A 21,881-nucleotide genomic window follows, 5' to 3' on the forward strand; every position below is an offset into this window, starting at 1 on the left:
CAAGACTAATTTGTTGGTCAGATTGGGTCTGCCGTGTTGTCTTGACTATGACTGACCGGTCAGTCATATCGTGTAGATGGCCAGAAAGCCCACCAAAGCCGCCACGCCGCCCGCAGTTCGCGCCAACGCAAAGGACTCTGCGCACGCTGGCAACGATGCGGTGCCCGCGTCGAGCCGCGCCACGCGTGCGGCGGAACGGCGTGCGGCGATCGTGGACGCCGCGATGGAGGAATTCATCGCGCGCGGCTTTGCCGCCACGCGGCTCGACGACATCGCCAAGCGCGCGGGTGTCGCCAAGGGCACCATCTACCTGCACTTCAAGGACAAGGAATCGATGTTCGAGGAGCTGGTGCGGACGGTGATCGTGCCTGTCGTGACGCGGTTGACGGCATTGCCGCCGCCCGCGGGCTCGGTGCGCGATCTCGTCGAGACGTTTGCCAGCAACTTCCTGAAGGAGGTGATCGGCACCAGACGCGGCGACCTCGTGCGTCTGATCGTGGCCGAGGGGCCGCGGTTTCCCTCCGTGGCCGATTTCTACTACCGCGAGGTGGTTTCTCGCGGCATCGCCGCCATGCGCTCCCTGATCGAGCTCGGCATCGCCCGCGGCGAGATCCGCCAGAAGAACCTGGCGCATTACCCGCAGATCCTGGTCGCCCCCGCGATGATCGCGGTGATCTGGCAGAGCCTGTTTGCACGGCACGCGCCGCTCGACGCGCAGGACATGCTGCGCGTCCATCTCGATTTGATTTTTGGCGAACGGAGCACGACATGAGGTCGTCCCAAAACATCCCTCACCTCATCCTGAGGAGCGCGGCATGCGCGTCCCGAAGGATGAAGGCCCGGCTTTGGCCCTTCGCCCTTCGAGACGCCGCTTCGCGGCTCCTCAGGGTGAGGGATCGACGACCGTGGCTGCCGCCAAGCGCGATCCAGTTTTTGCCGCGCCTCTGTTCGATCGCGGTTCTGGTCCTCGCGACCGGGCTTGCCGGGTGCAAGGACAAGCGTGAGCCCGGCTTCCAGGGCTGGGTCGAGGCCGACATGATCTTCGTCAGTCCGGACGAGGCGGGCCGCGTGATCAAGCTCAACGTCCGCGAGGGCGACGAGGTCAAGGTCGGCGATCACCTCTATTCCGTCGACGACGATCTCCAGCTTGCCGATCTCAACCAGAACAAGGCGACACTTGCCAATGCGCAGCAGACCTATGACCGCGCGGCCTCGCTGAGCAAAACCGGCTCGGGCACGCAAGCCAATCTCGACTCGGCCGTCTCCGCCCTGCGCGTTGCTGAGGCGCGGGTGGCGACCTCGGAGACGCGGATGGCGCGGCGCAAGGGCTTTGCGCCCGTGGCCGGCACCATCCAGCAGATCTATTTTCGCGAAGGCGAGATGGTGGCGGCGCAGCGGCCGGTGCTCTCGATCATGCCGCCCGGCAACATGAAGCTGCGCTTCTTCGTGCCGGAGACCGAGCTGCCGAAGCTTGCGATCGGCGATACCGTGCGGATCGCATGCGACAATTGCGCCGCCGATCTCACCGCGAAGATCTATTTCATCGCAACTTCGGCCGAATACACACCGCCCGTCATCTACAGCCTCGAGGAGCGCAACAAGCTCGTCTATCTGATCCAGGCGCGGCCATCGCGCCCCGATGCGCTGCGTGTCGGACAACCCATCGACGTCCATCTCAATCCAAAGACTCCGGTGGCGGACAAGCGATGAACGGCGGCAATGGCATCGCGATCGACGTCAAGGGCCTGACCAAGTCGTTCGGCGGCCGCGAGGTCGTGCACGATTTGTCGATGCAGGTGAAGCGCGGTTCGATCTACGGCTTCCTCGGCCCGAACGGCTCGGGCAAAACGACGACCATCCGCATCCTCTGCGGCCTGCTCACGCCCGACAGCGGCGAGGGCACCTGCCTCGGCTACGACATCAGGCGCGATGCCGAAAAGATCAAGCGCCAGGTCGGCTACATGACCCAGCGGTTCAGCCTCTATCAGGATCTCTCTGTCCGCGAAAACCTCGAATTCGTCGCGCGGCTGTACGGCCTTCGCGATGCACGCGGCGCCGCGCGCGACATGATCAAGCGGATCGGGCTCTCGGGGCGCGAGGAACAGCTCGCCGGCGAACTCTCCGGCGGCTGGAAGCAGCGGCTGGCGCTAGGTGCCTGCACATTGCCCAGTCCGAAGCTGCTGCTGCTTGACGAGCCGACCGCCGGCGTCGATCCAAAAGCGCGGCGCGATTTCTGGAACGAGATTCATGCACTCGCGGCCGACGGTCTCACCGTGCTGGTCTCGACCCACTACATGGACGAGGCCGAGCGCTGTCACGAGATCGCTTATATCGCCTATGGCCATCTGCTCGTGCACGGCACCGTGGACGAGGTGATCGCGAAATCCGCGCTGACGACCTACACCGTGACGGGCGAGGACCTGAACGAGCTCACGGCTGCGCTCACCGGCAAGCCGGGAATCGACATGGTGGCGCCGTTCGGCACGTCGCTGCACGTCTCCGGCCGCGACGTCGCCGCGCTCGAAGCCAGCATCGCGCCGTGGCGCGAAAAAAGCGGACTGCACTGGCACAAATCATCGCCGTCACTGGAAGACGTGTTCATCGAATTGATGAGTCGTTCCAAGGACAATTTCCAATGAGCGCGGTCGATCGTCACGAACCCCAGCACGCGATCCGGGAGCGCTTCGGCTTCTGGAGGCGCTCCTATGCGATGCTGATCAAGGAGTTCATCCAGCTCAAGCGGGACCGTGTGTCATTTGCGATGATCGTGATGCTGCCGGTGATGCAGCTGCTCTTGTTCGGCTACGCCATCAACACCACGCCGCACAATCTGCCGAGCGCGGTGCTGCTTCAGGAGGATTCCGATCTCGCACGCTCGATCCTGAAGGCGCTGGAGAACACCGCCTATTTCCGCTTCCTCTATGAAGTCCACGACGTCGAGGATTTCGATAATCTCCTGAAATCCGGCAAGGTTCTGTTCGGGGTCGAGATCCCGCGCGGCTTCGAGCGGGCGGTGCGGCGCGGCGATAAGCCGGCGCTGCTGGTCGCGGCCGACGCCACCGATCCAGTGGCGGCGAGCGCGGCGATCGGCTCGCTCGGCATGGTCGTGCAGACCGCGCTCAAGCACGATCTCTACATCGGAGATCCCCCGGAGATGCCGTTCGAGATCCGCGCGCACGCCCGCTACAACCCCGCCGCCGCGTCGAGCCTCAACATCGTGCCGGGCTTGGTCGGTACCATCCTCACCATGACCATGCTGATCTTCACCGCGCTTTCGGTCACGCGGGAAGTCGAGCGCGGTACCATGGAGGCTCTGCTGTCGATGCCGATCAGGCCGGTCGAGGTGATGTTCGGCAAGATCATTCCCTACGTGCTGGTCGGGTTCGTGCAGGCGTTCCTCATCATCGGCATCGGCGTCGGCCTGTTCGGCGTGCCCGTGCTCGGCAATCTGTTCCTGCTGGCGCTGCTTTCGACGCTGTTCATCACGACCAATCTGGCGATCGGGTATACGATCTCGACGCTGGTGCAGAACCAGCTCCAGGCGATGCAGATGTCGATGATGTTCTTCCTGCCGAGCATCTTGCTGTCCGGCTTCATGTTCCCGTTTGCCGGGATGCCGGCCTGGGCGCAATATGTCGGTGAGTGCCTGCCGCTGACGCATTATTTGCGCATCGTCCGCGCCATCATGCTGAAGGGCGCGAGCATGCAAAATTTGCGTTTCGACGCGTTGGCGCTGGCGATGCTGATGCTGCTCGCCATGACCATCGCCGTGACGCGCTTCCGCCGCACGCTGGATTGAGGCAAGATGCCCCTGGAATCAAGGGGGCGGAATGGTCAGCTTTGCGAGCAGGAAGGCCCGGCAGCATGCCGTGATGTCCGAAGACTTCGAGCGCGAGCTGACGCGGGAGGTGCTGCGGACCGAGCTGTTGCGGGTGAGGGCGTTGATCATCACGGGCTGCGTCATGATCCTGTTTCTCACCGCAACCTATCTGATCGACCCCGCCATCGTGAACCGGGTCTGGCGCGGGACGGAGGGCCTGGTCCGCGAATACGGTCTCTTGGCAGGCTTCGTCCTCTTCGAAGTCTGGGTCCACAGCCAGATCAGGCGATACCTCAAGCTCGATCGCGACCTTCCGGTGATAAGGCGCTATATCGGCGCAACAATCGAAACGTCGCTGCCAACGATCATCCTGATCCTGCAGATTCACAGCATGGGCGCGAGCCAGGCGCTCGGGTTCGTGCTGCCACTGGCCTATTTCATCTTCATCATTCTTTCGACGCTGCGGCTTGATTTCTGGCTGTCCACCTTCACGGGATTTGTGGCCGCAGCCGAACTCCTGGCTGTCGCGCTGTATTACAACTCGGTCAGCGAGTCCGGTGAACCCCTGATCTACTTTCACGCGGTCCGCAGCACCATCATCCTGATTTGCGGCGTGCTGGCGGGCGCCGTCGGCGCGCGATTGCGGCGGCAATTTGCGGCGAGCATTGCGGCAGCCACTGCGCGCGACCGGGTGACCAACCTGTTCGGCCAGCACGTCTCGCCGCAGGTTGTGGAGCGGCTGATGACGGAGGGGACGGGTGCCGCCGGCGACCTCCGCCGAGTCGCCGTGATGTTCGTCGACTTCCGCGGCTTCACCGCCGGCGCGCAGTCGCGTACTCCCCAGGAGGTGGTCGACCGGCTCGACGGCGCCTTCGCCGTGCTGGTCGACATTCTCGACCGCGAGGGTGGCATCGTGAACAAGTTTCTGGGCGACGGCTTTCTCGCCCTGTTCGGTGCGCCGCTCGAGGCCTCCGACGCCGCGCATCGCGCAGTCGCCGCGGGCCGCGAGATGCTGACCGCGATGGAGCGCATCAACGCGCAGACGAGCTGGCCCCTCAAGATCGGCATCGGCATCCATTTCGGCGAGGTCGTCGCCGGCAATATCGGCTCGCCCCGGCGCAAGGAGTACACTGTGATCGGCGACACCGTGAACTTCGCCTCACGGCTAGAGGCGCTCAACAAGGAGTTCGGCTCGCAGCTCCTGATCTCCGCGTCTGTCCGCGACGCGCTGGGCGCCGACGGCGACGATGCGGTCTCGCTCGGCGAGGTCGAGGTGCGCGGCTACGAGCAGAAGGTGGCGGTGTTTCAACTGGGGTGAGGGCCGCCTCCTGCGCCTTCACTTGTGAGTCGCGTTTCGTTGAAGCGGCTCGCGTTTCGTTGAAGGCGCGTGATGAAATATCCTTGGTAGCTTTTGGGTCTTGCACGGTGGAAGCCGAAAATCTCAGCTTCCCTTTGTCACCCGGAGAAAGCCAATGACTCGATCGATCCCTGTTGCAGCCGCCCTGATCGCCGCTGCTGTCACCCAAAGCCAGGCCGCATCGGCGCGGGACAGCGTGCCGCGCCGCGCCGCAACTCACGTGGCGACCGACTGCGTCAGGGCTCCCGCAGCAGGCGCGTATGCCTCTGCGCCTTACACGCAGCCGCCTTGCCTCCCCAATACGGCGTCCGCGTACTAACTCGCTGCAGAGACGAAGCCGGGCCGGTGAAGTCCGCCAGCCCGGCGTTGCGAACGCTGATGGCGGACTCCGCGGGATCTCGCGCTGGAGGTAGCCGAGTAGATTCGGCGCCGTATCGCAACGGCGCGGCCGGCGAAGATTTTGCGAAGACGGCCTACCCGCTGCTGCGCAACGCGTACGGCCTTGATCGACTGCTCTGGGGCAGCGACTGGCCGCACACGCAGTTCGAGAAGGCGCAAAGCTACGCGAAGAACCTGCGATTTATCGATGGGCTGATCGTCGATCAGAGTGAACGCGCGCAAGTGCTAGCATCGCCACGTTCGCTCTGCCGCTTTTGATCCGTCTTCCGCGATTGCTCCGATTGCACTCTATTTTGGGGCATGACGGGCGATGTCGCCGGCTTGTAGAGTGCCGGCGATGCAGCCGACCGCGGCTGCGCTTGCGTGAAGAGGAAGCGAAAGATGCAGCGCCGCTACATCACCATCGACGTGTTCACCGACCGCGCCTTCGGCGGCAACCAGCTCGCCGTGGTGCTCGATGCCGGCGGGCTCTCCACACAGCAGATGCAGGCGATCGCGACCGAGTTCAACTATTCGGAGACCACCTTCGTGCTGCCGCCGCGCGACAGGGGCAACGACGCCGAGGTGCGCATCTTCACACCGGTGAGGGAAATGCCGTTCGCCGGCCATCCCAATATCGGCACCTCCTTCGTGCTGGCGAGCCTCGCGAAAGAGCCGAAGCCGCGCCTTTTGTTCGAGGAGAAGGCGGGGGTGGTGCCGGTCGATATTTTTCGGGAGCAGGGAAGGGTCATCAGCACCGAACTCACCGCGCCGCAGCCGCTGTCGCGATTGGCGCAGGTTTCCGCCGCTGACGTTGCGGCCTGCATCTCCTTGACCGCTGATGACATCAGGATCGATCACCACGCGCCGCAGGTCGTCGGCGTCGGAACGCCGTTCCTGGTGGCGGAGGTGCATTCGCGCGATGCGCTGAAACGGGCCAGGCCCGACGCGGCCGCGTTCGGCAGGGTCTTGCCGCGCGACGACGCCCGCTCGGTGTGGTTCTATACACGCGACGTGCCCGCGGCGGAGGCGCCGTGCGAACGGCAGGCGCGCATGTTCATGCGCGGCGCCAGCGGCCTCACCGAGGATCCCGCCACCGGCAGCGCCACGGTTGCAGCCGCCGCGCTGTTTGCCGAGCTCGATGCCACGCGAGATGGCGAATTGAAGCTCACGGTCGGCCAGGGCTTTGACATGGGTCGGCCGAGCCTCCTGCTGACGCGCGTGCGCAAGCAGGACGGCAAGATCGTCTCAGCCCATGTCGGCGGGTGCTGCGTGCAGATGATGGAAGGAACGTTCAGGCTCGCGGGGGAGGGGTAATGGTCATTCCGGGGCGCGCGTGGCGCGAGCCCGGAATCCATTCATCCACCAACTCTGCGGCCCGATGGATTCCGGGCTCGCGCCAAGAGGCGCGCCCCGGAATGACGGGCGGAGGTTAGATCTGCCGTCCCGCCAAATTCTTCACCGTCACGCCGTTACGCTCCTCGATGATCTCAGCGATCATCTGGCGATGGCAGTGGGTGTGATCGCGTTCATAGCAAAGCAGACAGACCGGACCTGCTTTCTTCACCAACGCGGAGAGCTCGTCCATCTGCTCCCGGGCCTCCGGCGTCTTCAGGTGCTTTGAGAAAATCTTCTCCAGCACATCGTATTGCCCGCTGCGGGCGGCGAGGCGGCCTTCCTTCGGCGTTCCGAGCGCGGCGAGGTGGACATAGGCGATGCCGCGTTCGTCGAGGCCCGCGGACAACTGCTTCTTGGAAAAGCCGGGCCGGCGCGACGACGTCACCGCGCGCACATCGACGACCAGCTTGACTCCGGATTGCTCCAGCTCGTCCAGTACGGCCTTCGGCGGCGTCTGCTCATAGCCGATGGTGAAAAGTTTTTTCAGCTTTGCCATGACAGACCTTTAGCGAAACACCTCAGCTCACCCGCGCGATCAGTTCCATGGCGCCGGCCGGCGCGCGCACCTTGCCTTCGTGGATGACATAGGCGAACACGTCGCGCGGCTCCTTCTTCGGCTTGGACTTGTCGACCTTCGGCAGGTCGTCGGGTTCGCTTCCCTCGGCCCAGTCCTGAAAACGCCTGGCCCAGGCATCGAGTTGCTTCGGCGGATAGCAGGTCTTGATCTCGTCATTGCCTTTCTGAAGCCGGGCATAGACGAAATCGCCGGCGACGTCGGCAATCGCCGGATATTTGCCGTGCTCGGCGAACACGACAGGCGTCTCGAATTCGCGGATCAGCGCGACGAAATCCGGCGTGCAGAAACTGTCGTGACGGACCTCGACGACATGGCGCAGCGCGCGTCCCTCGAGCTTGCGTGGCAACAGCTCGAGGAACTTGCCGAAATCGGCGCCGTCGAATTTTTTGGTCGGCGCGAACTGCCACAGCACCGGCCCAAGATGATGGCCGAGTTCCAGCACGCCGGAATCATAGAAACGCTTGATGGAATCGCCGGCCTCGGCCAGCACGCGCCGGTTGGTGGCGAATCGCGGCCCCTTGACCGAGAACACGAAGCCATCAGGCACCTCGCTCGCCCATTTGCGAAAGCTCTCCGGTTTCTGCGAGCCGTAATAGGTGCCGTTGATCTCGATCGAGGTCAGCTTCGAGGCGGCGTAGGACAGCTCCTTGGCTTGCGTGAGCTTCTCCGGATAGAACACCCCACGCCATGGTTCGAAGGTCCAGCCGCCGATGCCGATGTAGATGTTGCCGGATTTTTTAGACGCGGTTTTTGCTTTGGCCACGGGAGGATCTCGGATGCGGGAGGAGGGCCTCCATCCTAATCAAACCAGTTGTGATTGGCCAGTTGCGACGTCCCGTCTAAGCTCGCGACGGGATCTGCGAAAAAAGGAGAACAAGATGCGGATGCTGGTGGTGGGAGCGGCGCTCGTCATGATGACATCTGCTGCCATGATATCTTCAGTCATGGCCGACGATGACGATGCCAAGGGTGCGCAGAAGCTCGCCATGCAGGGCCGCGACGATTATTGGCATTGCCTGGCGCGGGAATATTCGCGCGACGGCAATCAGGGCCTGTCGGAACAGGACTTTGGCCGCTCCGTCGCCGGAGCCTGTCCGTCAGAGCGACAATACTACCGGGTGGCACTGCTCGATTATCTCACCACGCAATATCCGGGTATCGATGCCGGCGCTCATCTCGCGACCGCGAACAGAGCGGTGGAGGCGGCGCAGAAGGACATCGTGACGGCCTTCGTCAAGCACAAGCCGCCGCAGAAATAGCCCATCGACCCGTGCGTCCGGCAAGCCCTTCCGGCAGCGCGCTCATCCATGGTATCACTGGGCGCATCTGGAACAGGAATGGGTTTCCATGTCGTCTGAGTCGGTGGGGGGCATTTTGGGCGCGATCGTCGCGGCGATCGTGCTTGCGGTCGCCGTCGTCTTCGGGCCGATCGGCCAGTACGGCAAGCCGCCCAAGCCTGCGAAGGCCGATCCGGCCGCCATTACGGCGCCGGCGGCCCCTGCCGCGCCCGTGCCGCGAGGGCCGGTGATCAAGGAAGTCCCCAACCAGTAAGGGCATGAAAAAGGGCCTCTTTCGCTCCTTGCAAAGCGGCTTTGTCGTTCCTATTTAGCTTCTAACGGCGACGTTGAGCGAAAACTCCGGCGCTGGAACGACCTTGGAATAGCACAGGCTGCGCCGGATGTACGCGCCGCCCGCCGTTCCGGGGTCGTTGGCATTTTAGGGCCCCTTTTGGGCCGCCCCCCAGAGAAACCCCGGCTTGCCAGCGCAAGTTCTTGGCAGCACAAGTTCTTGGCAGCACAAGTTCTTGGCAGCACAAGTTCTTGGCAGCACAGGACGCGGCGGATATACGCTGCCGTCATGAATCAAGCGATCAGACCGGGCTCCGATACCCCACAGGCGGCTTCGCCGGCGCCGGAATTGTCGGTCGTCGTCCCGACCTTCAACGAGCGCGACAATGTCACGGTGCTGTACCGGCGGCTGGAGGCCGTGCTGGCCGGCATCGCCTGGGAGGTCGTGTTCGTCGACGATAATTCGCCTGATGGCACCTGGGATGTCGTGCGCGCGCTGGCACAGCGCGACAGCCGCGTGCGCTGTGTCCGCCGTATTGGCCGCCGCGGCCTGTCGGGGGCCTGCATCGAGGGCATCCTGGCTTCCAGCGCGCCCTATGCGGCCGTGATCGACGCCGATCTTCAGCACGACGAGACGCAACTGCCGAAGATGCTGTCGCTGCTCGCGAGCGGGCAGGCCGAACTCGTGGTCGGCAGCCGCTACATCGAGGGCTACAAGAGCGAAGGCTTCAACAAGCAGCGCGCCGGCGCCAGCGCGCTGGCAACGGAACTCGCCAGGAAAGCGCTGCGGGTCGAGATCGCCGATCCCATGAGCGGCTTCTTCATGGTTCGCCGCGACCGCTTCGAGCAGCTGGCGCCGAAACTTTCCGTGCACGGCTTCAAGATCCTGCTCGACCTCGTCGCCAGCGCCAACGGCACCTTGCGCGCCATCGAAATTCCCTACACGTTCGGCGAGCGCCAGCACGGCGAAAGCAAGCTCGATTCGATGGTCGCGCTGGATTTTCTCGGCCTGGTGCTGGCGAAGTTCACCAACGATGCTGTCTCGTTACGTTTCCTGCTGTTCGCGATGGTCGGCGGGATCGGCCTCGTGGTGCATCTCACCACCTTGTTCATATCGCTCGAGCTGTTCAAGGAGCCGTTCGCGGAAGCGCAGGCCTCCGGCGCCATCGTCGCGATGACCAGCAATTTCGTTCTCAACAACTTCCTCACCTATCGCGACCAGCGGCTGAAGGGCTTTGCACTGCTGCGCGGGCTGATCGCGTTCTACATCGTGTGCAGCGTCGGCCTGCTCGCCAATGTCGGCGTCGCCTTTTCGGTCTACGACCAGGAGCCGATCTGGTGGCTTGCCGGTGCGGCCGGGGCGCTGATGGGCGTGGTGTGGAACTACGCGATGTCCGGACTGTTCGTCTGGCGCAAGAAATAGCTCACGATGGGCGGGACTGACGCGCGGATCGTCCGCAATACGGCGTTGGTAATCATTGCGCTGGTCGGCTTGCGGCTCGTCGCGGCCGCCGTCACGCCGATCACCTTCGACGAAGCCTATTACTGGATGTGGTCGCAGAACCTCGCCGGGGGATATTACGACCACCCGCCGATGGTTGCCTACGTCATCCGCGCCGGCACCCTCATCGCCGGCGACACCGAACTCGGCGTCCGCCTGGTCTCGATCCTGCTCGCGCTGCCGATGAGTTACGCGATCTATCGCTCCGCTGCGATCCTGTTCGGCGGTGCGCGGGTAGCGGCGACCAGCGCCATCCTGCTCAACGTGACGCTGCTGGCCTCGGTCGGCACGCTGATCGTCACGCCCGATGCGCCGCTTCTGGTTGCCTCCAGCTTCGTGCTGTTCTTTCTCGCCAAGGTGCTGGAGAGCGGCCGCGGCGTCTGGTGGCTCGCGGTCGGCGCAGCCGTCGGCGCGGCGCTCCTGTCGAAATACACCGCTATGTTCTTCGGGCTGGCGATCCTGATCTGGATCGCGGCCGTGCCGAAACTGCGGCACTGGTTTCTCTCGCCCTGGCCGTATCTCGGCGGTTTCGTTGCGCTCGCGCTGTTCTCGCCGGTGATCCTCTGGAATGCCGATCATCAATGGGTCTCGTTCGCCAAGCAGCTCGGGCGCGCCAGGATCGAGGATTTTCGTCCGGTCTTCATTGCCGAACTGATCCCGACCCAGATCGCGTTCGCAACCCCGCTGGTGTTCATCCTCGGCGCGATGGGGCTGCACGCGCTGACCTGGCGCCGGGCCGGCGCGCTGGCCTCGCGCGTGCTGATCGAGACGATGTTCTGGACCATCGTCGCCTATTTCGTCTGGCATTCGCTGCATGCCCGCGTCGAGGCCAACTGGTTCGCGCCGGTCTATCCGCCTTTCGTCGTCGCCGCGGCCGCCGCCGCCAATCTCGTGCAGTGGAAGCCGCGCCAGCGGCGCCTCGCGGATTTCTGCCTGCGCTGGGCCGCACCCACCGGCATCGTGATGTTTGCCGCGCTGATCGTGCAGGCCAATACTGGCTGGCTGTCCGGCTATCGCCGCGATGCGACCGTGCGCAGCGTCGGCGTCGGCTGGCGCGAGCTCGCTGCCGAAATCGAAGCGGTGCGCGTCCGCAATGGCGCGACCTGCGTGCTTGCGCCGGACTACGGCACGACAGGCTGGCTCGCCTTCTATCTGCCGCGCGGCAGCTGCGTGGCGCAGCAGAACCAGCGCATCCGCTGGGCCAACATGCCCGAGCCGGATCCAAAGCTGCTTGCGGGCAAGCTGATCTATGTCGACGAGCTGCGCTCTGACGGCCATCCCGCCGTCCACGACCTCTTTGGGAAGGTGACGCAGGTCGCGCAATTGCAGCGCAAGCGCGGCCCGCTCGTGATCGAGACTTACAGCATGGATCTGCTCGAAGGCGCCAAGGGCGACGTCCTGGACCGCTCGCCACCGCCGGAAGCGCGGTAGCTCTTCCTCGGAACGACGACGAAGGTTCAGTCGATCATCTCGGCCTTGGTCGCGGCCTGGTTCGGCCTGTCCTGGTCGCGCCAGAACCAGACGGTCACGACGCCGGAGCGGCCGCGGACCTGCGTGAGCAGGGGGCCCGACAGAACGCCGTCGGGACCGCTCTGAAAGTCGGCCGCATCCAGCAGCGTATCGCTGAGCGCGAGCCGCGCGCCGTTCTGGGCGGCGACCTCCATCAACCGGCTCGCCACGTTGACGGTGTCGCCTGTCGCCGTGATGTGCTGATGACTTTCGCCGAGGCGGGAGGCGACGATCGGGCCGAAATGCGCGCCGATCTTGAAGCCGAGCTGATTCCTGATCGCGGGCGGCAACGATGCGATCCAGCGTTCAACGCCGCGGTGCAGGTCGATCGCGCATTTCAGCGCGCGTGCGGCGTCGTCGGGCATTGCGCCGGGCAGGCCGAACAGGATCATGGCGCCGTCGCCGAGAAAGCCGCTGATCATGCCGCCGCAATCGATCGCGGTCTTCTCGATCAGCGCGTGAAACGCCTTTAGAATGTCCTGGAGCTCGCTTGGATCAATCCGCTCGCTCAACGCCGTGAAGCTGGAGAGATCGATGAAGACCATTGCTGCGTCCTGCCGGACGGGTGTCGACAGGAAATTCGGATCGCGCGCCAACCACTCCTGCACGGCCGGCGCCTGGAATTGCGCGAGCGACCGGCTCTTGGCTGCGAAATATTGCGTGCGGCGGCCTCCCGCCCACAATTGCACGCCGGCAAAGACCGCAACCGGCGGCACTGCTGCGGCGAGCGTGGTCGCGGCGTTCAGCCAGGCGCCGTGCGTGAACGCGAACAGATTGAAGCCGGCCCAGGCGATCATCACCGCGGCCGCGGTGACGATGCCAAGCGCGCTGCGCCGCCAGGCGAGCAGGCCTACCAGCAGCATCGGCAACAGGATCGCGATGAGCGCGTCGGCGATGTGGACCTTGCGGTCGCGCACGATGCTGTCGCCGGCGACGAGATGGGTGATCGCGGTGGAGACCACTTCGACGCCGGGCATCAGGGAATCGAACGGCGTTGGGTAGAAATCACCGCCGCCGGCGACCGAGGCCCCGATCACGACGATCCGGTTCTCGATCGCCGCGCGACTTAACGTGCCGTCGAAGATGCTCTGTGCGCTGACGGTGCGGATGGTCCGGCGCGGGCCGTAATAGGTGATCGGCAGCGCGAAATCGGTATCGGTCGGCACCGCGCGGTCGCCGAGCATCAGATGGTCCGGCGCGATCGTCAGAGACCTGTCGAGCGCGCGCGCCGCGACCCGCAACGGAAAGGACAGCTCGACCTTGTCGCTGGTCCGGAACAGCATCGGCACCGAGAGCGGCGAGCCTGATTGTCCGGTCGCAACGTTAACGACGCCGACCTCGGCATGATCGGCGAACGCCGGCAGAGGCAGCAGGAAGCGCTCGGCCTGCGGCAGGGCGGCGAGGGGGCCTTGGCCGCTGGTCTCCACGGTCTCGCTGGCGGACGGGAAGATCGCCGCGGCGGCAAGGACGATGGGACCCGTCGCCAGCGTATTTGCCAGCGTGGCGTCGCCGATCGCAGCGCTGCGGTCGACCAGCAGCAGGTCGATCGCGACGACCTTCGGCTTGAACTGCACGATGGTGTCCACGACGCGGGCGAGATCGGCGCGCGGCAGCGGATAGCTGCCGCCGCGCTTCACGACGGTGTCGTCGATCGCGACGATGGTGACGAGATCGGGCGGAACCCGCACGCCGCGGACCTGCGTCCGCCAATCCGTCAGCGTCGCCTCGAGGCGATCGAGAAAGCGCAGATGACCGTTGGCATGGCCGGCATAGATGCTCACGCCCCACAGCGCGGTGAGGACGAGTGCCACGAGGATCTGAACGCGTCGGCTACTCATGTGGTCGTGTTGCAATTCTCTCTATCGTCCAAATGCTGTTGGCCGAGCCCCGGTGACCCGAACTTATCGGCCTAGTCTATTGACCTAGTCTTGTCATCAACGCGTCGACGCGCGGCTGACCCCATGTCTTCACCGTCAACGGGCCTGTCGCTTCCACGTCGACGCCTTCGCCGCGGCCTAGTACCACGCCGCGCCCGCCGCTCCTGCGGCTCACGCCGACACGACCGTCAGCCACGAAGACGGAGGTCTTGGCCTCTGCGACATCGACCGCCCATTTCGTGCCGCGCACCGCGGCGATCGCTTGCGGCGTCAGCACCTTGAAGGGATTGCCGCCGGGCTTCTTGGGCACCTCGACCAGCAGCGCTTTGCTGCTCAACTCCACCGAGTCTATATGTCCGTCGCGGTTGGCGTCCTTAAGTTCAAATCTGGCGCCGTTTTCCGCAACGATGGTGATGCCGTTATCGCAGCGCCAGGTCTGCGTACCGGCAGCGGATGGCGATGCCGTGCAGCCAACATTGGCAGCGGGCTGGGCAATCGCATGTCCGGTCAACAGAAGCGACCCCGCCAGAGCGAAAAACCCCGCGCGCGCGAACTCTCTCATGCCAGCCTCCGTTTGCGTGCCAGGCACAGTTCAAGGCGATGTTGATACGGTACCGTATCACACGCAGAGGCTGCTGAAAAGTGCCGACATCGCAGCTATTTTCTCGGCGCGGGCTTTGCCAGACCGGCTCGATCAACTTTCGGTCAGGGCGCCGTGCCGTGCGAGGGCCCTGTGCGATGCGTAAGCGGCGTGCCACGAGACGTGGAAGCGGGCTATTGCACACCAGCCTCGCGCAATGATTCCCCGTTAACGTCCGGGTATTGAAGACCACGAAAACGACTTGGTTGGTGCGTCTAGAGAGGCGGCCAAAGACGTTCGCCGACCGCAGCGATCCGGCCGAGAATTATAGTTAACAGACGCGCCTAAGTCCGTAGTCCTGCGGGCTTTTTCCCAAAATGGGACGACCCGAACGGGTTGCCCCACATCCGCCCGAACTTAATCCGCATTTAACTAAAAGTGGCCTTAATGACGCTCCGACCCTCTGCGAGATGCTGTTCCCGGATCGTGACCAGCGGCGCTTCGAAGGGGGACTGAGTGACACCGTTCTGGACGCAAGGCGAATGAGTACGAGTATCGCTGCGCAAGGCATCGCGGCACGAAAGTCCAAAGGATTCTCGAGCACTTCTTATCGGAAGCCTTCCCGGAAAATGACCACGCAAAACGTGCTTGGCGCCGCCGCGATCGGCTGCGTCGTGCTTGGCGCCGGCTGGACCATCTACAGCAACATCTTTGCCGCCAGCGTCTATCCGACGGTCGGCAGCAGCGGCTACGACGAGCCCGTGATCAAGCGCGCGCCCAGGGTCGCGCTGCGCGAGGCCGGTGAGGCCGTCAAGGAAGCCTTTGCGCTCTTGCCCGACCGGTTGCAGGTGGCAGCGCCGATCTCACGCGAGATGTTCAACGATCGCTTTGCCGCGGCTGCGACCCAAGGCGTGACATCGAATGCGGCGAGCGCCGCGCCCGCAGCCAAGATCGCGGAAGCCAAGGACGCGCCGAAGCCGAGCGTGATCGCGAGGGTCGCGGAGGTCCTGAAGCCAAGTCCCGCCAAGATCGCTGACGCTGCGAAGTCCAAGCGCGGCGCCGACGCGCCGGTGCAGCTTGCCTCGGCAGATCCGGCCGAGATCGTGCCGGCGCCTGAGGCGAAGCCAAAATCGATCGCCGATCGCGCCAAGGCTGCAGTGATGTCGATCACCGGGCCGCGTCAGTCGATGGTGGAAAAGCTCTGGGGCAAGCGCGAGCCCTCCGGCGGACTGCTCGCCTATGCCTCGGCCGACGCCAGCGTGACCGCTTCCATCGCGCCGAAGGAGCAGAATCCCATGCTCGGCGGTTCGGCGCCCTACGACCGCTCCACCGCGGTTTACGACATCAGCGCGAAGACGGTGTATCTGCCTGACGGCACCAAGCTCGAGGCACATTCCGGCCTCGGCTCCAATCTCGACGATCCCCGTTCCTCGCGCATCCGCATGCGTGGCGTGACGCCGCCGCACATCTACGACCTGAAGCCGCGCGAAGCGCTGTTCCACGGCGTTCCGGCGCTGCGCCTGACCCCGATTGGCGGTGAGAGCGCGATCTACGGCCGCGACGGCCTGCTCGCGCACACCTTCATGCTCGGGCCCAATGGCGATTCCAACGGCTGCGTGTCCTTCAAGGATTATTACGCGTTCCTCGACGCCTACCGCAACAAGGGCATCCGCAAACTCGCGGTGCTGGCGCGGGTGGAGTGAGGCGCAATGCGCCTCACCGCTTTTTGCACGATCAGCGCTTGACGAAGACCAGGCCGCAGGCGCGCGCCTCGTTGCGCTTGCCGGTGCCTCGGGTGCGATCGAACTGCGCATCGACCGTAAAGGCGTAGGGCGAGCCGGGCGCGAGATTGTTGAGGGTATAGGTGCTCGCCCCCGTCGTTCCGCGCGCGCTCAAAGTGGTCTTGCCGTCCGCGGGGATCTGGCCATCGATCTCCAGGCGATTGACGGCGCCCTGGCTCTGAGCGTCAGCGTGAAACACGCCGTTCGCAACCGTGGCAGACAGAGCCCGGGTGAAGCCCTGCGCCTTGCCGGTAGGCGGGCAGTTCAACGTCACGTCCCAATTGCCGTCGAAGTCCTTCGCGGTACGGGCGTTGCCGGTTGCCGGCGCGAGCGCCACCTTCTGCTTCAGGCCCTCGATCCGAGCTTTGGCGAGCGTGGCGAAGATGCAATTCGGAAATCTCGCGAGGTGATCCTCGAAAGCACCGAGCGTGCCGATGCCGTCCGCGGCCTTCCAGTGCGCTTCTGCGGCGGCGCAAGGATCAGGCCGAGGTGCGGCTTGCGGCGCGGCCGGGGCCACCGTGACCGACACCGGCCCGTTCAGATAGAACTTGCCGATGATCGACAGCGACAGCTCCGGGAGCTGGGTCCTGCCACTGGAATCGTAGACGTCGCTGCTGATGTCGCGAAAGACTTCGCCGATCTCCTGCGGCTCCTCGATGTGCTTCAGGAACGCCGTCGTGTAGGGGCTGTTGCGGCCGCTGCCATCGGCCGCGGTCTGCCCGGACTGGGTTGAGAACGACACGATCGTGCCGCGCGGTGCTTCGACTTTCGATAGGCCTCGACCGATCGAGGCGCCGCGCGTCATGCCGGCGGAGCGTTTCAAGGATTCGGCCAGCGGATTGTCGCGACAGGAATCGAGGATGAGGATGCGCAGGTTCTTGGCCTGCTGCAGATCGTTCACGATGTCGTCGACCCGCACGAAGCGCTTCAGGTCGGCTTCGTCGCTCAGCACGGCGTCGACAGGCATCAGATAGTTCACGCCGTTGTACTGCATCGCATGGCCGCTGTAGTAGAACATGGCGACGTCGGCTTTGCTCGCGGCGCGCGCGAAGCGGATGGTGAGGTCCTGCATGTCGGCCTGGCGCAGGTCGATGCCCTGGAGCACCTCGAAGCCGCTGCGCTTGAGCGAGGCGGCGACGTCTTCGGCATCGTGCGACGGATTGAGAAGCTTCGCCGTACTGGCATAGGCGCCGTTGCCGATCACCAGCGCGACCCGCGTTTCCGCCGATGCAGGCTCGGGGCATAGCCACCACGCGAAGAGGGCGACGCAAAGTTTGGCGAGGCAAAAACTGGAAAGAGCACGCATGAATGCCTTCCAAGGAAATGTCGAAAAATATCCCTCCAGATTAGCGCATGCCGCGCCGACATCAATGCCCTGCCGGAGACAACGCTCAGGTTTCGCGGCCGTGACATCCTGTCACGCCGGGCTCGCCGCCATCGTCTTGCGCACCGCCATTTCGGTCGCAATCGCATCCCGCACGGTGGGCCGGGCCTGCATGCGCGCGAGATAGGCCGATAACGATGGCCATTGCGCGATGTCGACGCCTGCGGGACGGAGCAGCAGCAAAGCCCAGGTGAGGTGGGCATCTGCCACGGTGAAGCTGTTGCCGACGAGGAATTCGCGGTCCGCCAGATGCGTGGCAGGGATCGATAAGCTCTGCGCTATCCTTGTACGCGGCTTGGCAAGCGAGGCGTCGTCCTTGTACCAGAAGGTCGGAAACAGGAACGCCTTGTGGATCTCGGCCCCGATGAAGCTGAGCCATTCCTGGAGCCGATAGCGATCGGGATCTCCGAACGCGGGTGCAAGCCCCGCCTGCGGCTTCAGATCGGCGATGTATTGCAGCACCGCGGCGCATTCGGTCAGCCGCTCGCCATTCTCCAGCACCAGGACCGGCACCGCGCCCTTTGGGGAAACGCCGAGGAAGTCGCTGCCGTCGTCCACGACCTGCTTGGTCTGGAGATGGACCGGATGATAGCGGGCATCGAGGCTCGCTTCCATCAGCGCGATGCGGCTCGCAAGCGAGCAGGCCATCGGGGAGAAATAGAGTTGCAGCATCGCCCACGCTCCTTCAGGTCAGCGCCTCGGTTTGCGCGATGATCGCAAACCGGTCCGACAATTCGGCCAGGGCGACCTCGTGAATGGTCTTCGCGGAGAGCGCTCCGCCGCGGCCATCGGGAAGATCGCGTGTCGCACAGGCATCGGCTGCGATCGTCGTGCGCAGGCCGAGGTCGAGCGCGGCGCGGGCCGTCGAGCTGACGCACATATGGGTCATGAAACCGGCCAGCACGATGTTCGTGCGTCCGGTTGCGGCCAGCCGGACCTGCAGGTCGGTGCCGGCAAAAGCGTTCGGCAGCGCCTTTTCGATCACGGCTTCGCTGGCGAGCGGCGCCACGTTCTTGACGATCGCGCCGCGCGCGGCCTCGCGGTCGAACAGGCTGCCGGCACGTCCCTTGTGCGCGATATGGAAGATCGCAGCGCCGCTCGCCCTCGCGCGGGCGAGCAGGCGCGCGGCGGCGGCGATCGCGGGCTCCGCATCCGGCAAGGCGAGCGGGCCGGCGCAATATTCGTTCTGGATGTCGATCAGCACGAGGCAGGAATCGCCGAGCCCGGGCGGAGTGAGATCGGCGCCGGACAATTCAAGCAGGGTTTTAGGGGCGGTCATGCGGGTCGGGCCTTCCTGGGGAATATCGGATGGCGCGACAGTAGCGCGGTGGCGGCCTGCTAATGTGCAGGACTATTGCAGCATGTGGCTGCAAATTTGCAGGATTCGGTCGTGCCTGCTAGGTTCATCGCCATGAACTGGGACGATCTGCGCATCATCGCCGCGGTGAGGGACGAAGGCACCTATGCCGGCGCCAGCGCGCGGCTGCGCATCGACGAGACCACTGTCGGACGCAGACTCGCACGCATCCAGCGCGATCTCGGGGTGCCGCTGTTCGATGCGGTGGACGGTCAGCGCCGGCCGACGCGGAGTTGCGAGGCGGTGCTGGCGCATGTCGAGGCGATGGCCGCACATGCCGCCGAGATCGGTCGCGTCGGCGAGAGTCTGGCAGGTCCGGTGGGACGCCTGCGTATCGCTTCCACCAACACGGTCGCCGAGGAGGTTCTGTCGCCGCGGGCGAGCGACTTCCTGCGCACCAATCCCGGCCTGACATTGCAATTCCTCACCTCGAGCGAGAACGTCAAGTTCTCGCGCTGGGAAGCCGATCTCGCCATCCGGCTGCGCAAGCCCGACAAGGGCGACTTCGCGATCTCCAGGCTCGGTGACGTCAAGCTCTATTATTTCGAGCCTGTTACGACGGAGGGCGAGCCGATGCTGTGCGCCTATCCCGACGAGCTCGGTGCCATTCCCGAGATGCAATTCCTGCGCGCGAAGAAAGCCCGCGCGCGCTGCGTCACCGACAATGTTCGGGTCATCCGTAACCTGATCCGCGCGCATCAGGCCGCGGGCGTGTTACCGGAGCACGTCTGCGCGGACTTGCTCGGCGATCGCCGCCTGCGCGCCACGCTGCTGCCTGGCCGCCGCGACGTCTGGCTGCTGGTGCAGAACCACCTCAAGCGGGATCCGGCGACGCGGCTCACCATCGAATGGATCCGCCGTTGCTTCAGCGATCTCGCGCGCGGCTGATTGCGGCGTGAACGCGATCCGTGCGCGGCGCGACCAAGTTATGGGATTGCGCGCGCGCAAAGGTTGCGTAATCTCGCAACGAGCACGGGCTTGATCGGGGCAGGCGCATGAGCACTCTTCAGGAAACCATCCACCCGCAGGCCAAAGTGCGGGAATGGAAGGCGATCGTCGTCCTGATCCTCCTGACTCCGGTGCTGTGGTCGCCGCCGTTCCTGTTTCGCATCTTCCTGTTTCAGCCGTTCAACATCCCGTCCGGCTCGATGACGCCGACGCTGGTGGTCGGCGATTACGTCTTTGCCGCAAAATATGCCTATGGCTATGGCCGCTATTCGTTTCCCTTCGCGCCGTCATGGATCTCCGGGCGTTTCCGGGCCGCTGAGCCCGAGTATGGCGACGTCGTCGTGTTCCGGACGCCGAAGGACACCTCGGTCGACTATGTCAAGCGCGTGGTCGGGCTGCCCGGTGATCGCATCCAGATGCGGCAGGGCCAGCTCGTCCTCAACGACCGCCCGGTGACGCGCGTCGCTCTGAAGCAGGTATTCGCCGGCTCCAGCTGCGGCGTGGACGCCGCTGCGAAGGCCAAGCGCTGGCGCGAGACGCTGCCGAACGGCGCCTCCTACGTCACGCAGGACTGCGTCGACAACGGCTACTACGACAACACCGACGTCTACACCGTGCCGCCAGGCCATTTTTTCGTGCTCGGCGACAATCGCGACAACTCGAGCGACAGCCGCGTGATGTCGTCGATCGGATTCGTGCCGATGGACAATCTGGTCGGCAAGGTGACGCGGATATTCTGGTCGCTCGACCAAGAGGGCGAGCCGCACATGGAGCGACTGGGGAAGGTGTGGTGAGGCCGCTCCGCCATTCCCGGGGCAGTGCGCGGCGCCTGCATGAATTGAGTTCGTAGCCTGGATGGAGCGCAGCGTAATCCAGGAGACTGCTCGCGCCGGATACGGTGCCCCGGATTGCGCTCCGCTCCTTCCAGGCTACGGACTATGATCGCGGGGCGCGTGAAGCGATCCTCCAAAAACAAAACCCCGGCATCGCTGCCGGGGTTTCGCATTTTGTCGTTTGCCGGAATGGCTGGATCAGAAATCCATGCCGCCCATGCCGCCGCCCGGGGGCATCGCCGGACCGGCGCCGCCCTTCTTTGGCAGCTCGGCGACCATGGCTTCCGTGGTGATCAAGAGAGCCGCAACCGAGGCTGCGTTCTGGATCGCGGTACGGACCACCTTGGTCGGGTCGATGATGCCCTTCTTGACGAGGTCGACATATTCGCCGGTCTGGGAGTCGAAGCCGTAGGCGTACGACTTGTTCTCGAGGACCTTGCCGACGATCACGGAGCCGTCTTCACCGGCATTGATCGCGATCTGGCGAGCGGGCGCGGAGAGCGCCTTGCGCACGATCTCGACGCCGGTCTTCTGGTCGTCGTTCTTGGTGCGCAGGCCCTTGAGCTGCTCGGAGGCACGGAGCAGGGCGACGCCGCCGCCCGGGACGATGCCTTCCTCGACCGCGGCGCGGGTCGCATGCATCGCGTCATCAACGCGATCCTTGCGCTCCTTCACCTCGACCTCGGTCGCGCCGCCGACGCGGATCACTGCGACGCCGCCAGCGAGCTTGGCAAGACGCTCCTGGAGCTTCTCACGGTCGTAGTCCGAGGTGGTTTCCTCGATCTGCGCCTTGATCTGAGCCACGCGCGCTTCGATGTCGGCCTTCTTGCCGGCGCCGTTGACGATCGTGGTGTTCTCCTTGTCGATCATCACCTTCTTGGCGCGACCGAGCATGTTGAGCGTGACGTTCTCGAGCTTGATGCCGAGATCTTCCGAGATCGCCTGGCCGCCGGTCAGGATCGCGATGTCCTGCAGCATGGCCTTGCGGCGATCGCCGAAGCCCGGAGCCTTGA

The 21,881-nt window shown here is 64.6% G+C and carries 22 protein-coding genes; 14 read left to right on the forward strand and 8 right to left on the reverse strand.

Features of this window, described 5'->3' with window-relative positions; all coding sequences use genetic code 11:
- Positions 1–76 precede the first annotated feature (76 nt).
- From FXB41_RS34830 to FXB41_RS34860, 7 genes are all read left to right on the forward strand, one after another.
- On the forward strand, positions 77–772 hold the full coding sequence (locus tag FXB41_RS34830; RefSeq protein WP_007602445.1) for a TetR/AcrR family transcriptional regulator: 696 nt from the start codon (positions 77–79) through the stop codon (positions 770–772).
- Positions 769–1,710 (forward strand): HlyD family secretion protein, encoded by a 942-nt coding sequence (locus tag FXB41_RS34835; RefSeq protein ID WP_007602447.1) that lies wholly within the window; start codon positions 769–771, stop codon positions 1,708–1,710. Before FXB41_RS34830 ends, FXB41_RS34835 begins: the two co-directional genes overlap by 4 nt.
- On the forward strand, positions 1,707–2,639 hold the full coding sequence (locus tag FXB41_RS34840) for an ABC transporter ATP-binding protein (protein WP_007602449.1): 933 nt from the start codon (positions 1,707–1,709) through the stop codon (positions 2,637–2,639). The genes FXB41_RS34835 and FXB41_RS34840 overlap by 4 nt, the downstream gene beginning before the upstream one ends.
- On the forward strand, positions 2,636–3,799 hold the full coding sequence (locus FXB41_RS34845; RefSeq protein ID WP_219684947.1) for an ABC transporter permease: 1,164 nt from the start codon (positions 2,636–2,638) through the stop codon (positions 3,797–3,799). The genes FXB41_RS34840 and FXB41_RS34845 overlap by 4 nt, the downstream gene beginning before the upstream one ends.
- A 31-nt stretch (positions 3,800–3,830) precedes the next feature.
- Positions 3,831–5,138 (forward strand): adenylate/guanylate cyclase domain-containing protein, encoded by a 1,308-nt coding sequence (locus FXB41_RS34850; protein ID WP_007602452.1) that lies wholly within the window; start codon positions 3,831–3,833, stop codon positions 5,136–5,138.
- Positions 5,139–5,522: 384 nt separating this feature from the next.
- On the forward strand, positions 5,523–5,834 hold the full coding sequence (locus tag FXB41_RS34855) for an amidohydrolase family protein (RefSeq protein ID WP_245286040.1): 312 nt from the start codon (positions 5,523–5,525) through the stop codon (positions 5,832–5,834).
- Between the two features lie 123 nt (positions 5,835–5,957).
- The gene (locus tag FXB41_RS34860; RefSeq protein ID WP_007602456.1) at positions 5,958–6,872 is read left to right on the forward strand and encodes a PhzF family protein; all 915 of its coding nucleotides are present in this window, start codon (positions 5,958–5,960) and stop codon (positions 6,870–6,872) included.
- Between the two features lie 115 nt (positions 6,873–6,987).
- Here the strand turns inward: FXB41_RS34860 and FXB41_RS34865 are convergent, their stop codons facing one another.
- Together FXB41_RS34865 and FXB41_RS34870 are read right to left on the reverse strand one after the other, a co-directional pair.
- Entirely contained in the window at positions 6,988–7,449 is a 462-nt protein-coding gene (locus FXB41_RS34865) for a DUF488 domain-containing protein (RefSeq protein WP_007602457.1), read from the reverse strand.
- A 22-nt stretch (positions 7,450–7,471) separates the two neighbouring features.
- Positions 7,472–8,293 carry a DUF72 domain-containing protein gene (locus tag FXB41_RS34870; protein WP_219684948.1) on the reverse strand — a complete coding sequence of 274 codons (822 nt, stop codon included), beginning with the start codon at positions 8,291–8,293 and terminating at the stop codon, positions 7,472–7,474.
- Between the two features lie 115 nt (positions 8,294–8,408).
- Here FXB41_RS34870 and FXB41_RS34875 point away from each other — a divergent pair, with 115 nt between their 5' ends.
- From FXB41_RS34875 to FXB41_RS34890, 4 genes are all read left to right on the forward strand, one after another.
- Positions 8,409–8,789, forward strand: a complete 381-nt coding sequence (locus FXB41_RS34875; protein ID WP_007602461.1) for a hypothetical protein — start codon at positions 8,409–8,411, stop codon at positions 8,787–8,789.
- 88 nt (positions 8,790–8,877) lie between these two features.
- Entirely contained in the window at positions 8,878–9,081 is a 204-nt protein-coding gene (locus FXB41_RS34880; protein ID WP_007602463.1) for a hypothetical protein, read from the forward strand.
- A gap of 306 nt (positions 9,082–9,387) precedes the next feature.
- Complete coding sequence (locus FXB41_RS34885; RefSeq protein WP_007602465.1) at positions 9,388–10,521, forward strand: glycosyltransferase family 2 protein; 1,134 nt, start codon at positions 9,388–9,390, stop codon at positions 10,519–10,521.
- 6 nt (positions 10,522–10,527) lie between these two features.
- A complete protein-coding gene (locus tag FXB41_RS34890) occupies positions 10,528–12,030 on the forward strand; it encodes a glycosyltransferase family 39 protein (protein WP_007602466.1) in 1,503 nt (500 codons plus the stop codon).
- A 26-nt stretch (positions 12,031–12,056) separates the two neighbouring features.
- On the opposite strand, the gene FXB41_RS34895 is transcribed toward FXB41_RS34890, so the two are convergent.
- Positions 12,057–13,946, reverse strand: a complete 1,890-nt coding sequence (locus FXB41_RS34895) for a CHASE2 domain-containing protein (protein WP_219684949.1) — start codon at positions 13,944–13,946, stop codon at positions 12,057–12,059.
- Between the two features lie 76 nt (positions 13,947–14,022).
- Positions 14,023–14,547 carry a FecR domain-containing protein gene (locus FXB41_RS34900; protein WP_219684950.1) on the reverse strand — a complete coding sequence of 175 codons (525 nt, stop codon included), beginning with the start codon at positions 14,545–14,547 and terminating at the stop codon, positions 14,023–14,025.
- Between the two features lie 647 nt (positions 14,548–15,194).
- Between FXB41_RS34900 and FXB41_RS34905 the strand changes: the two genes are divergently transcribed.
- Positions 15,195–16,268, forward strand: coding sequence for a DUF2778 domain-containing protein (locus FXB41_RS34905; RefSeq protein WP_219684951.1), 1,074 nt, complete (start codon positions 15,195–15,197; stop codon positions 16,266–16,268).
- Positions 16,269–16,299: 31 nt separating this feature from the next.
- On the opposite strand, the gene FXB41_RS34910 is transcribed toward FXB41_RS34905, so the two are convergent.
- From FXB41_RS34910 to FXB41_RS34920, 3 genes are all read right to left on the reverse strand, one after another.
- Complete coding sequence (locus FXB41_RS34910; protein WP_219684952.1) at positions 16,300–17,652, reverse strand: caspase family protein; 1,353 nt, start codon at positions 17,650–17,652, stop codon at positions 16,300–16,302.
- Between the two features lie 111 nt (positions 17,653–17,763).
- On the reverse strand, positions 17,764–18,402 hold the full coding sequence (locus tag FXB41_RS34915; protein WP_219684953.1) for a glutathione binding-like protein: 639 nt from the start codon (positions 18,400–18,402) through the stop codon (positions 17,764–17,766).
- A gap of 13 nt (positions 18,403–18,415) precedes the next feature.
- Positions 18,416–19,009, reverse strand: coding sequence for a cysteine hydrolase family protein (locus FXB41_RS34920; protein WP_219684954.1), 594 nt, complete (start codon positions 19,007–19,009; stop codon positions 18,416–18,418).
- Between the two features lie 132 nt (positions 19,010–19,141).
- Here FXB41_RS34920 and FXB41_RS34925 point away from each other — a divergent pair, with 132 nt between their 5' ends.
- Positions 19,142–19,975 (forward strand): LysR family transcriptional regulator, encoded by an 834-nt coding sequence (locus FXB41_RS34925; RefSeq protein ID WP_035995675.1) that lies wholly within the window; start codon positions 19,142–19,144, stop codon positions 19,973–19,975.
- 107 nt (positions 19,976–20,082) lie between these two features.
- Positions 20,083–20,829 carry a signal peptidase I gene (lepB, locus tag FXB41_RS34930; RefSeq protein ID WP_219684955.1) on the forward strand — a complete coding sequence of 249 codons (747 nt, stop codon included), beginning with the start codon at positions 20,083–20,085 and terminating at the stop codon, positions 20,827–20,829.
- A 237-nt stretch (positions 20,830–21,066) separates the two neighbouring features.
- Here lepB and groEL read toward each other — a convergent pair.
- On the reverse strand, positions 21,067–21,881 hold an 815-nt coding region (groEL, locus tag FXB41_RS34935; RefSeq protein WP_219684956.1), incomplete at its 5' end, for a chaperonin GroEL.

Source organism: Bradyrhizobium canariense, assembly GCF_019402665.1.
Taxonomy (GTDB): domain Bacteria; phylum Pseudomonadota; class Alphaproteobacteria; order Rhizobiales; family Xanthobacteraceae; genus Bradyrhizobium; species Bradyrhizobium canariense.